This is a genomic window from Streptomyces sp. NPDC058872 (assembly GCF_042743065.1).
Classification (GTDB): Bacteria; Actinomycetota; Actinomycetes; order Streptomycetales; family Streptomycetaceae; genus Streptomyces.
In genome coordinates, this window is sequence record NZ_JBHYMK010000105.1 from 1 (window position 1) to 12,825 (window position 12,825).

Annotated in this window: 6 protein-coding genes; all 6 read left to right on the top strand. The window is 75.1% G+C overall.

Annotated elements, in window-relative coordinates; translation table 11 throughout:
* The coding region (locus ACFW22_RS34725; RefSeq protein ID WP_386412516.1) for a type I polyketide synthase at positions 1-2,959 on the top strand (2,959 nt) is incomplete at its 5' end.
* 31 nt (positions 2,960-2,990) lie between these two features.
* Positions 2,991-9,341: a type I polyketide synthase gene (locus ACFW22_RS34730; RefSeq protein ID WP_386412518.1), complete on the top strand. Its 6,351-nt coding sequence runs from the start codon at positions 2,991-2,993 to the stop codon at positions 9,339-9,341.
* Between the two features lie 47 nt (positions 9,342-9,388).
* Positions 9,389-10,258 carry a 3-hydroxyacyl-CoA dehydrogenase family protein gene (locus tag ACFW22_RS34735; protein ID WP_386412521.1) on the top strand — a complete coding sequence of 290 codons (870 nt, stop codon included), beginning with the start codon at positions 9,389-9,391 and terminating at the stop codon, positions 10,256-10,258.
* Positions 10,259-10,283: 25 nt separating this feature from the next.
* Positions 10,284-10,574: an acyl carrier protein gene (locus ACFW22_RS34740; protein ID WP_386412523.1), complete on the top strand. Its 291-nt coding sequence runs from the start codon at positions 10,284-10,286 to the stop codon at positions 10,572-10,574.
* Positions 10,567-11,682, top strand: a complete 1,116-nt coding sequence (locus tag ACFW22_RS34745; RefSeq protein WP_386412525.1) for an acyl-CoA dehydrogenase family protein — start codon at positions 10,567-10,569, stop codon at positions 11,680-11,682. Before ACFW22_RS34740 ends, ACFW22_RS34745 begins: the two co-directional genes overlap by 8 nt.
* 35 nt (positions 11,683-11,717) lie before the next feature.
* Positions 11,718-12,818: an HAD-IIIC family phosphatase gene (locus ACFW22_RS34750; protein ID WP_386412527.1), complete on the top strand. Its 1,101-nt coding sequence runs from the start codon at positions 11,718-11,720 to the stop codon at positions 12,816-12,818.
* Positions 12,819-12,825: the final 7 nt, after the last annotated feature.

Genomic DNA, 12,825 nt, shown 5'->3' on the forward strand with positions numbered 1-12,825 from the left:
GGAGCGTGGTCTGGGCGTGGACTGGTCGGGGGCGTTCCCGGGCGCGCGGCGGGTCGAGCTGCCGACGTACGCCTTCCAACGCAGCCGCTACTGGCCCGAGCCGGCGCCCACCGCGGCGGCCGATGTGGGTGCGGCCGGGCTCGACCCGGCCGACCACCCCGTCCTCGGGGCGGCCATCGAGCTGGCGGACACGGGCGAACTGCTGCTCAGCGGGCGGCTGTCGCTGCGTACGCACCCCTGGCTCGCCGACCACGCCGTGGCCGGTACGGTCCTGCTTCCCGGGGCGGCCTTCGCGGAACTGGCCGTACGCGCCGCAGACGAGGTCGACTGTCACACGGTCGAGGAACTGACGCTCCAGGAACCGCTGTTGATACCCGCCGACACCGCCGTACGCCTGCAGGTGCGGGTCGGCGCCGAGGACGCGCACGGCAGCCGCTCCCTGGACCTGTTCTCCTGCCGCGAGGACGCAGCGGCCCCGCAGTGGACCGCGCACGCGACCGGTGCACTCACCGCCGACGCCACGACGCGCAAGCCCGCGCCCGCACCCGACGACGCCGGTTCCTGGCCCCCGCCCGGGGCCGTCCCGATCCCGGTCGACGACCTGTACGAGCGGTTGGACGCTTCCGGTTACGGCTACGGACCCGCCTTCCGCGGGGTCACCACCGCCTGGCGCCGGGGCGACGAGGTCTTCACCGAGGTGCGCCTGCCCCAGGACCAGCACCGGTCCGCCTCCGCCTTCGGCGTGCACCCGGCGCTGCTGGACGCGGCCCTCCAGGGACTGTTCCTGCGCGCCGATCCGGAGGCCGGACCGGGCCGGGAGCGTCCTTCCGTCGGACTGCCGTTCTCCTGGAGCGGAGTCAGGCTGCACGCCTCCGGCGCCACCGCGCTCCGGGTACGGCTCGGCTTCCGGCCGGACGGGTCGGTGTCGATCGACGCGGCCGACCCGAACGGCCTCCCGGTCGCGTCCGTCGAGGCGCTCGCCGTCCGCCCGATCGCCCTGGACGCCCTTCGCCCCGGCGGCGGCCCCGAATCCCTCTACCGGCTGGAGTGGTCGGCGGCGCCCGGTGGCGCACCCGGCGACCCGCTCGGACACTGGACCGTCCTCGGCGGTCCGGACCTCTTCCCGGACAGCCATCCGGACCTGGCCGCGCTCGCCGCCGCGATCGACGGCGGAGCGCCGTCGCCCGCCGCGGTGCTGGCCTGGTGCGACCACACCCCGCAGCTCCCGTCCCCGCCCGACGCCGCGTCCGTGCACGCCGCGCTGGACGACGCCCTGCGGCTCGTCCAGGACTGGCTGGCCGACCCGCGGTGGGACGACGGCACCCGGCTCGTCCTCGTCACCCGGGGCGCGGTCGCCACGGCGGCCGGTGAGGACGTCACCGACCTCACCGGTGCCGCGGTCCGCGGGCTCGTCCGCTCCGCCCAGTCCGAGCACCCGGACCGCTTCCTGCTCATCGACACCGACGACCCGGCCGCCGTGACCGGCCTGCTGCCCCGGGCCCTGGCCGCAGCCGAACCCCAGCTGGCCATACGCGAGGGAGAACTCCTCGCCGCCCGCCTCACCAGAGCCACCACTCCCACGGACCCGGACCCGAACCCGGACCCCGAGACGCCGTCCGGCATCGCCGCCGGCGGAACCGTCCTCGTCACCGGGGCCGGCGGAGCCCTCGGCGGCCTGGTGGCGCAGCACCTCGTGACCGCGCACGGAGTGCGGAACCTGCTGCTCGTCGGCAGGCGCGGCGCCGATACCCCGGGCCTCGCCGACCTCGTGGCCGCACTGCGCGGACTCGGCGCCCTGGTGGACGTGGCAGCCTGTGACGTCGCCGACCGGGACGCCCTCGCCGCCCTGCTCGCCGCGATCCCCGCCGAGCGTCCGCTGAGCGCGGTCGTGCACGCGGCCGGCGTCCTGGACGACGGAGCGGTCGAGTCGCTGACCCCCGAGCGGATGGGCCACGTACTGCGGCCCAAGGTCGACGCGGCCCTCCACCTGCACGCCCTCACCCGCGACCTGCCGCTGTCCGCCTTCGTCCTGTTCTCCTCCGCGTCCGCCACGGTCGGCAACGCCGGACAGGGCAACTACGCGGCAGCCAACGCCTTCCTGGACGCGCTCGCCCAGCAGCGCCGGGCCCGGAAGCTGCCCGCCCAGTCCCTCGCCTGGGGCCTGTGGGAGCGCCGCGGCGCCATGACCGGCACGCTCACCGCCGCCGACCTGCGGCGCATGTCCCGGGGCGGCACCGCGGCCATCGGCAGCGACGAGGGCCTGGCCCTGCTCGACGCGGCGCTCACCCTCGACGAACCGCTGCTCGTCCCGGTCAAGATCGACCTCGGCCGGCTGCGGACGGCCGCCCGGACCGCACCCGTCCCGGCCCTGCTCTCCGGCCTCGTCCCCGGCACCACACGCCGCCCTGCCTCCGGAGCGGACGCCGCCGAAGCGGACTCGCTGCGCCGCAGGCTCACCGCCCTCACCTCCGAGGAACGCGTCGCCACCCTGCTCGACCTGGTACGGGGCCGGGTCGCGGACGTCCTCGGCCACGGCGGAGCCGGGACCGTCGACCCCGACCAGGCGTTCAAGGACCTCGGCTTCGACTCGCTCACCTCGGTCGAACTCCGCAACCGGCTCAGCGCCGCCACCGGCCGCCGGCTGCCCGCGACCCTGGTCTTCGACCACCCCACCCCGGCCGCCGTTGCCGGCTACCTCGCCGGGCGCCTCGTACCCGACGCACCCGGCGGCACGAGGACGGCAGGGACGGCAGGAACGGCGGTCACGGCGGACCGCGGGGACCACGAGATCAGCTCGCTGCTCGCCACCATCCCGCCCGCCGCACTGCGCCGGGCAGGCCTGCTCGACGCCCTCCTGAGCCTCGCCGACCGGCCGGCGACACCGGCCCCCGCCGCCGACATCGAGGGCATGGCCGTCGACGACCTCGTCCGGATGGCCCTGGGCGGCACACGTGACTGACCGACAGCCGCAGAAGGAGAAGCCGAACACCATGCCCACCGACACGGACCAGGTGGTCGCCGCCCTGCGCGCCTCACTGCTGGACAACCAGCGCCTGCGGCAGGAGAACCGGCGGCTCCGCGACGACTCCGCCGAGCCCATCGCCATCGTGGCCATGAGCTGCCGCTACCCCGGCGGCGTACGCACCCCGGAAGACCTGTGGGAGCTGCTGCTCAAGGAACGCGACGCGGTCTCGCCGTTCCCCGCCGACCGCGGCTGGGACGTCGAGGGAGGCTTCGACGCCGACCCCGACGCCCCCGGCACCTTCTACGTCCGCGAAGGCGGCTTCCTCCACGACGCGACCGCCTTCGACCCCGGCTTCTTCGGCATCTCCCCGCGCGAGGCCCTGGCCATGGACCCGCAGCAGCGGCTGCTCCTCGAAGCCTCCTGGGAAGCCGTGGAACGCGCCGGCATCGACCCGCTGACCCTGCGCGGCAGCCGCACCGGCGTCTACACCGGAGTCATCAACAGCGACTACGCGTCCCGGCTCGGCCGGGTGCCCGACGAACTCGAAGGCTTCCTCGGCACCGGCACCATCCCCAGCGTGGCCTCCGGCCGGATCGCCTACGCCCTCGGCCTGGAAGGCCCGGCGGTCACCCTCGACACCGCCTGCTCGTCCTCCCTGGTCGCCGTCCACCTCGCCTGCCAGGGGCTGCGCTCCGGCGACACCACCCTCGCCCTGGCCGGCGGCGTGACCGTGATGTCCACCCCCGGCCTGTACGTCGGATTCAGCCGCCAGCGCGGCCTGGCACCCGACGGGCGCAGCAAGTCCTTCTCGGCCACGGCGGACGGTGCCGGCTTCGGCGAGGGCCTGGGCCTGCTCCTGTTGGAACGGCTCTCGGACGCCCGGCGCGCCGGGCACCCCGTACTGGCAGTCATCCGCGGCTCGGCCGTCAACCAGGACGGTGCGAGCAACGGGCTGACCGCGCCGAACGGCCCCGCGCAGCAGCGCGTCATCAGCGGGGCGCTCGCCCGTGCCGGACTTGCCCCGGACGAGGTGGACATGGTGGAGGCGCACGGTACCGGCACCACCCTCGGCGACCCCATCGAAGTGCAGGCCCTGCTGGCCACCTACGGGCAGGGCCGGCTCGCCGGTCGGCCGCTGTGGCTGGGGTCGCTGAAGTCCAACCTGTCCCACACCCAGGCCGCCGCGGGCGTCGGCGGGGTGATCAAGTCGGTGCTCGCCATGCGGCACGGCACGATGCCGCGCACCCTGCACGTGGACCGCCCCTCGCCCCGCGTCGACTGGACCGAGGGCGCCGTCGCGCTGCTCACCGAGGCCACCCCTTGGCCCGAGACGGGACGCCCGCGCCGGGCGGGCGTGTCCTCCTTCGGCGCCAGCGGGACCAATGCCCACCTCATACTCGAAGAGGCCCCCCCTGCCCCGGCCGACTCGACAGACGCCACCGGCACGCCGGTTGACGAGCCCGGCGGGCCGGTACCGGCACCCGCCGCCGTCCCCTGGGTCCTCTCGGCGCGTACGCCCGAGGCGCTGCGCGGCCAGGCGGCGGCCCTGCACGAGCGGGTGGTGGCGGAGCCGGGGCTGAGCGCGGCGGACATCGGCCACTCGCTGGCGGCCGGGCGTTCGCGCTTCGCGGAGCGTGCCGTGGTGGTGGGGGCGGACCGGGGCGAGTTGCTGGCCGGGATCGCCGCGCTGTCGCGGGGTGCGGCGTCGGCCGACGTGACGACCGGCAGCGGACCGGTACCGGGGCGCGCGGTGTTGGTGTTTCCGGGGCAGGGGTCGCAGTGGGTGGGGATGGCTGCGGAGTTGTTGGGTGGGTCGGTGGTGTTCGCGGGGCGGATGGCGGAGTGTGAGCGGGCTTTGTCGCCGTTTGTGGATTGGTCGTTGGTGGAGGCGTTGGGGTCGGGGGAGTTGTTGGGGCGGGTGGATGTGGTGCAGCCGGTGTTGTGGGCTGTGATGGTGTCGTTGGCGGAGGTGTGGCGGTCGTTCGGGGTGACGGCCGATGCGGTGGTGGGGCATTCGCAGGGTGAGATTGCGGCTGCGTGTGTGGCGGGTGGGCTCAGTCTGGAGGATGGGGCTCGGGTGGTGGCGCTGCGTTCGCGTGCGGTGGGGGTGTTGGCGGGTCGGGGTGGGATGGCGTCGGTGCCGCTGCCGGTGGATGTGGTGCGGGAGCGGCTTGCCAGGTGGGACGGCCGGGTGTCGGTGGCCGCGGTCAACGGACCGTCGTCGGCGGTGGTTTCGGGTGACGCGGACGCGGTCGCGGAACTGGTGGCGGAGTTCCTGGAGGAGGGGGTGTGGGCGCGTCTGATCGAGGTCGACTACGCCTCGCACTCCTTTCATGTGGAGGAGATCCGCGAGAGGCTGCTCGCCGAACTGGAGGACGTCACCCCCCGCTCCGGCGCGGTGCCGTACTACTCCAGCGTGACCGGCGGCCTGCTGGACACGAAGGCCCTGGACGCCGAGTACTGGTACCGCAACCTCCGACAGACCGTCGAGTTCGAGCGGGCGACCCGCGCGCTTCTCGCGGCCGGACACCGCGTCTTCATCGAGTCCAGCCCCCAGCCCGCCCTGATGTACGGGATCGAGGACACGGCCGCCGACGCCGGCGCCCCCGAGACGGTGGTGCTCGATACCCTGCGGCGCGGGGCCGGAGGGGCCCGCCGGCTGCAGCTCGCCCTCGCCGAGGCCCACGTCCGGGGCCTGCGGGTCGACTGGCAGACCCTGTTCGAGGGCACCGGCGCCCGACGGGTCGACCTGCCCACCTACGCCTTCCAGCGCCGCCGCTACTGGCTCGACTCCCTGCCCGCCGACCGCGACCCGGCGGCCATCGGACAGGCCGCGGCGGACCACCCGCTGCTCGGCGCCGCCGTCGAACTGCCCGACGAAGCGGGCACCCTCTTCACCGGCCGGCTCTCCCCGGCCGCCCACCCCTGGCTCGCCGACCACGCCGTGGCCGGAGCCGTGATCGTGCCCGGCGCGGCCCTCGTGGAACTGGCCGCGCACGCGGGCCGCAGCCTCGGCTGCGCCCTCGTGGAGGAACTGACCCTGGCCGCACCGCTGGTGCTGCCCGGCGACGCCGCCGACGACCACGCCGTCCAGCTGCGCGTACGGGTCGGTGCCGACGACGGCACCGGCCGGCGCCCGGTGGAGTTCCACTCCCGGCCCGAGACCGCCCCCGGCGCCGCCGACCAGCCCTGGACCCGGCACGCGACCGGCACCCTCGGTCCCCGGGACCCCTCGGGCGACCAAGCCGACCGAGCCGACACGGCGGGCGCGTGGCCCCCGCCCGGCGCGGTCCCCCTGGACGTGGAGGCACTGTACGAGCTGCTCGAAGTCCGGGGCGTCGCCTACGGCCCGGCGTTCCGTGGCCTGCGCGCCGCCTGGCGCGCCGCGGACGGCATCCACGCCGAAGTGGCCCTGCCCGACGAGCTCCCCGGCACCGGACCCGACGGCTTCGGCGTGCACCCGGCCCTCCTGGACGCGGCCCTCCAGACGACCGGCCTGCGCGAAGGCGCCGCGACCGCGGAGAACGCCGACGGCGTCCCGCTGCCCTTCTCCTGGCAGCGCGTCGCGATCGACACCTCCGACGCGCCGGTCCTGCGCGTCCACCTGCGCTCCGACGGCCCCGACGCCGTCACCGCGCGGATCACCGACCCCTCCGGGCGCACCGTGGCGACGGTCGGCTCGCTCACCCTGCGCACGGCGTCCGCCGCCGCGCTGCGCGCGTCCTCGGGTTCCGTCTTCCACGTCGGCTGGACGCCGGTCACCGCCGCGAGCGGTCCGCGCCCGGTCACCCGCTGGGGCCTCCTCGGCCCGCGGGACGAGCGGCTGCTGCCGGACGGCTTCCCCGTCGAGCCCCCGCCCGCGACCCCCGACGCGCTGCTGCTGATCTGTCCCCCGTCCGTCGGCACCGGGACCCCGGACAGCCCCGACGCGGACGCCCCGGGCACGGACCCCACGCCGGTCCACGCGGTCGCGTCCCAGGTCCTCGACCGCCTCCAGGCCCACCTGGTCGACGACACCACCGCCCGTACGCCCCTGGTGGTGCTCACCCGGGGTGCGACCGGTCCGCTCGGCACGCAGCCGCAGTCCGCGGACCTCGGCGCGGCGGCCGTCTGGGGTCTGCTCAGGGCCGCCCAGCTCGAACACCCCGACCGGTTCGTGCTGCTGGACACCGAAGGGCCGGATGCGGCCGGTCTCGCCGACGCGCTGGCCGGCCTCCTCGCCGCGGGCGAACCACAGGCGGCCCTGCGCGGTGGTGTCCTGTACGCGCCCCGGCTGATACGGCCGTCCGCCCCGGCGACCACCGCCTCCGTGGCCTCGGCCCCCGAAGTCCCGTCCGCGTCCCGGGCGTTCGGCTCGTCCGAGGGGACGGTGCTGCTGAGCGGCGGTGGCGCCCTCGCGGCCGTCCTGGCGCGCCACCTGGTCGCCGCGCACGGGGTGCGCCATCTCCGGGTGCTGAGCCGCCGCGGCGCCGACGCCCCCGGCCTACCGGAGCTGACGGCGGAACTGGCCGCGGCCGGCGCGGAACTGACCGCCACCCGGTGCGACGTGTCCGACCGCGAGGAACTGGCCGCCGCCCTGGCGGACATCCCCGCACGTCATCCCCTCTGCGCCGTCGTCCACACCGCCGGAGTGCTCGACGACGGCCTGCTGGAGGGGCTGACGGGGGAGCGGATGGCCGCCGTACTGAGCCCCAAGCTCGACGCGGCCCGGCACCTCGACCGGCTGACGCGCGGCGCGGACCTCTCGGCGTTCGTCGTGTTCTCCTCCGCCGCGGGCGTGCTGGGCAGCCCGGGCCAGGCGTCCTACTCGGCCGCGAACGCCGCGCTCGACGCCCTCGCCGCGGAACGCCGACGGCTCGGGCTGTCCGGCCTGTCCCTGGCCTGGGGGCCCTGGGAGCGGCAGAGCGGGATGACGGCGGAACTTGACGGTGCCGAACGGCGCCGCATCGACCGGCGCGGCGTCCGCGGCCTCTCCGACGAGGAGGCCATGGCCCTGCTGGACGCCGTGTGCGCCGCGGACGCCTCCGCCCCGGGAGACGGCAGCCCCGTCGTCCTGGCCCACCTCGACCTGACCGTGCGCGGCGACGGCCCGGTGCACCCGATGCTCCGTCCGCTGGTCCGGCGCCGTCCGGGTGCGGCGGCCGGAGCGAAGGGAATGCCGGGAACGGCCGCCGCGGCCCTGCGGCACCGGCTCGACACCGCCGCCGACGCGCAGGAGCGGGAGCTGATCCTGAGCGAACTCGTCCTGGCCCAGGCCGCCGAAGTCCTCGGCCACACCGATGCCGGGGCACTGTCCGCGACGGTGCCGTTCCTCTCGGTCGGATTCGACTCGCTGACCGCGGTCGAACTCCGCAACCGGCTGGCCGCCGCCACCGGCCTGCGGTTGCGCCCCTCGGCGGTCTTCGACAGCGGCACCCCCGCCGAGCTCGCCGCCCGCCTCGCCACCGCCGCCACCGAGGGCACCCCCAGCCCCGGACCCGCAGCCCCTGACACCGATCACACCGAAGACACGGGTCACACCGAAGACACCGACCCCGCAAGCGTGTTGTTCCGGCAAGCCTGCGCGCTCGGCCGGATCGACGAGGGCATCGCACTGCTCAAGAACGCCTCCGCGCTGCGCCCCGCGTTCCACAGCGGCGACGACCTCGCCGCAGCCGGCACGGGCCCGCGGCTCCTGCGGCTCAACGAGCGCGCCAACGCCCCCGTGATCGTCTGTTTCGGCTCCATCGTCGCCCTCGGCGGCGCACACCAGTACGCCCGCTTCGCCGCCCGCTTCCGGGACCGGTACGCCGTCACCGCCCTGGACGCCCCCGGGTTCACCCCCGAGGAGGAGCTGCCCGCCGACATGTCCGCCCTCGTGGAGTTCCAGGCGGCGACGCTCCTGCGCGAACTGCCCGGACGGACGCTGGTCCTGGCCGGCTCCTCCTCGGGCGGCACCCTCGCCCACGGGGTCGCCGCCGAACTGGAGCGCCGCGGTGCGGGCCCGGCCGCCGTCGTCCTGCTGGACACCTACCTGTCCGACAACCAGGGCATCACCCAGTTCAACGACGTCCTGCTGGGCGGGATGTTCGCCCGCGAGGACCGGGCGGCCCCGATGGACGGCACCCGGCTCACCGCGATGGGCGGCTACTTCCGGCTGCTCGACGACTGGAAGCCCCCGGCGGTCCGCGCCCCGGTGCTGCTGGTGCGCGCCTCCGTGCCGCTCGGCCGCCCGTCCGCCGAGGCCGGCGACTGGCGCTCGTCCTGGGCCACCGCCGACACCGTCGTCGACGTACCCGGAGACCACTTCTCGATCATGGAGCAACACGTCGCGACCACCGGCGACGCCGTCGCCGACTGGCTCGGCACCGCCCTCCGCACGCCCGGTCACCTGTGAAGGCGACGACCCCCGCAAGCGAAGAGAAGCAGGAAGAAGGAGAGCCCGTGACCACGGACCCGTACGAAGAGCCGCCGATACCGCACGCCCTCACCGTGCTGGGGGCCGGAGTGATGGGCGTCGGCATCACCGTGCTCGCCCTCGGGCACGGCCTGCCGGTCCACCTGGTCGACGTGGACCGGGACCGGCTCGACCGGGCCGGGGACCGGATCGACTCCGAACTCCGGTTGGCCGAGCTGATGGGCGCGCTGCCGGCCGGCACCCCCCTCGGCACCCTGGTCACCGACACCTCGCCGAAGGCCGCGGCTGGGGCCACCGCCGTCATCGAGGCCGTCACCGAGAACGCGGCCACCAAGGCCGCCGTACTGTCCGAGGTCTCCGCCCTGGTCAGGCCCGGCACTCTGCTGGTCACCAACACCTCCTCGATCCCCGTCGACGAACTCGCCGGGGCCGTGGAGCGGCCGGAGGAACTGGTCGGCACCCACTTCATGAACCCGCCCTACCTGATCGGGACCGCCGAAGTGGTCCGCGGCACCCGCACCGGCGATCCCGCGATGGCCGCCGTACGGTCACTGCTCGGGGCGCTGCGGCGGCGGGCCGTGGTGGTCCGGGACGCGCCGGGCTTCGTGACCAGCCGGATCCTGCACCCGATGATCAACGACGCGGCCCGCGTCGTACAGGAGGGCACGGCGACCGCCGAGGACGTCGACGCCCTGATGCAGGGCTGCCTGGGCCACCCCACCGGACCGCTGCGCACCGCGGACCTGATCGGCATCGACAACCTCGTCGACTCCCTCAGGGTGCTGCACGAACGGACCGGTGACGACGGCTGCCGCCCCAGCGAGCTGCTGCTCCGGCTCGTCCGCGAAGGCCGGCTCGGCCGCAAGTCCGGACGCGGCTTCTACGACTACACCTGACCCCCACCGCACCGAGGAGACAGCCATGACCACGGACAACACCCCGGACACCCCCAACACCAACGACCTGGAGAAGGAGCTCCTGGGCTTCCTCGAAGGACACACCGGAACCCCCTGGGACGCCGACACCGACCTGTTCGGAGCCGGCGGCCTGTCCTCCCTGTTCGCCATGCAGGTGGTCGTGCACCTGGAGAAGACGTACGCGATAGCCGTCCGCGGCGCGGACCTGCGGCTCGACAACTTCCGCACCGTACGGCGGATGGCGGAACTGGTGGACCGGCTGCGCGTGCCCGCCACCGGAGGCCTGCATGGGTGAGGACCTGAACGGCGCCCGCACCTCCGTCACCCTGCGGGTCGGCGACCGGGCGGGGGAGTGGGACCGCACCGGCCTGATCCCCCTCGACCTGCTCCGCGAACTGGGCGCCGAGGGCCGGCTGTGCGCCGAAGTCCCCGAGCAGTACGGCGGCTGGGGGCTGAGCAGCCTGCGCAGCGGCGCCTACACCGCCCACGTGGGCGCGCTGTGCAGCTCCCTGCGCAGTGTGATGACCTCCCAGGGCATGGCCGCGTGGACCATCCAGCGCCTGGGTACCGCCGAGCAGGCCGCCGCCCACCTCCCCCGGCTCACCGGGGGCGGACTGGCGGCGGTCGGCTTCAGCGAGCCCGCCGCCGGCAGCGACCTCGCGGCGATGCGGACGACCGTGCGCCGCGACGGCGACTCGGTCGTCCTGGACGGCCACAAGAAGTGGGTGACCGCCGCCCACTACGCCGACCTGCTGGTCCTCGTCGGCCGCTACGAGGACGGCGCGGCGGCCGTCATGGTGCCCGCCGACGCACCCGGCGTCCGGATCGAGCGGATCGCCGACCCGCTCGGCTGCCGCGCGGCCGGACACGCCGACGTCCACCTCGACGGGGTGCGGCTGCCGGCCGACAGCGTCCTGGGCGGACACGGCCTGCCGCCCGCCCTGCTGGTGACGACCGCACTGGCCTACGGGCGGATGTCCGTCGCCTGGGGCTGCGTGGGCATCCTGCGCGCCTGTCTGGCCGCGGCCACCGCGCACGCCGCCGGACGCGAGCAGTTCGGGAAACCGCTCGCCGAGCACCAGCTCGTCGCCGGGCACCTCGCCGACCTCTACACGGCCGCGCAGACGGCCGCCCTGGCCTGCGAGCACGCCAGCCGCTGCTGGGACGAGGGGTCGCCCGACCAGGTGGTGGCGACCGTACTCGCCAAGCACGTCAGCGCGACCCAGGCCGCCCGGGGCGCGGCGACGGCCGTCCAGGTACTGGCCTCGGCCGGGTCCCGGGACGGGCACGCGGTGGCCCGGGCGTACCGGGACGCCAAGCTGATGGAGATCATCGAGGGCAGCAACGAGATGTGCCGGCTGATGCTGGCCCAACACGCCCTCTCCGCCGCGGTGACCCCGTGACCGGGCCCGCGGACGACGAGCCGAGGAAGGCCGACATGGCAGCGACGGTCAAGTGCCTGGTCTGGGACCTGGACGACACCCTCTGGCAGGGAACCCTGCTGGAGGACGGCGAGGTGCACCTGCCGGAGGAGGTGCGCAAGGTGGTGATCGAACTCGACTCCCGCGGCATCCTCCAGTCCGTTGCCAGCCGCAACGACCACGAGCACGCCTGGGCCCGGCTGGAGGCCTTAGGCCTGGCCGAGTACTTCGTCCTGCCGGAGATCGGCTGGGGCGCCAAGTCCGATTCGGTGCGCCGGATCGCCGACCGGCTGAACTTCGCGCACACCACCATCGCGTTCGTCGACGACCGGCCCGCCGAACGCGCCGAGGTCGCCTTCCACCTGCCCGACGTGCGGTGCTACCCGGCCGAACAGGTCCTCGCCCTGCCCGACCTGGCCGAGTTCACCCCCGCGACCAGCACCGTCGACTCCCGGCGGCGGCGCCAGATGTACCAGGCGGGCTTCCGTCGCGAGGCCGAGCGGGCGGCCGCCCCCGGACCCGACGAGGAGTTCCTGCGCTCCCTGGACCTGCGGATGCGCATCGGCCGGGCCACCGGCGAAGAGCTGTCCCGGGTCGAGGAACTCACCCTGCGCACCAGCCAGATGAACGCGACCGGGGTGCACTACCCGGACGCGGTGCTGCGCGGCCTGATCAGCGACCCCCGGCACGAGGTCCTGGTGGTCACCCTCACCGACCGGTTCGGGCCGCACGGCGCGGTCGGCGTGCTGCTGCTGGAGCGGCACCCGGGACTGTGGCACCTCAAACTGCTCGCCACCTCCTGCCGTGTCGTCGCCTACGGCGCCGGCGCGACCCTGCTGAACTGGCTGGCCGACGCCGCCGCCCGGTCCGGCGTCCACCTGGTGGCGGACTTCCGGGCCACCGAACGCAACCGGATGATGGAGATCGCCTACCGCTTCGCCGGCTTCGAGGGCATCGAGGACGACCCGTGCCCGTGCGCCGCCGGCCTGCAGGCGGTGGCGGACCAACCGGGTCTCCAGCGCCTGCACCTGGCCCCCGGCCCTCGCACGGTGTCCACCGTCATGAGCGTGGACGCACCCGACCTCACCGAGCAGGAAGGAGGCCCGGGAGCGCGGTGACCGCCCC

Coding starts and splice junctions, on each gene's coding strand:
- ACFW22_RS34730 (WP_386412518.1), top strand. CDS start 2,991: ATGCCCACCGACACGGACCAGGTGGTCGCCGCCCTGCGCGCCTCACTG.
- ACFW22_RS34740 (WP_386412523.1), top strand. CDS start 10,284: ATGACCACGGACAACACCCCGGACACCCCCAACACCAACGACCTGGAG.
- ACFW22_RS34745 (WP_386412525.1), top strand. CDS start 10,567: ATGGGTGAGGACCTGAACGGCGCCCGCACCTCCGTCACCCTGCGGGTC.
- ACFW22_RS34750 (WP_386412527.1), top strand. CDS start 11,718: ATGGCAGCGACGGTCAAGTGCCTGGTCTGGGACCTGGACGACACCCTC.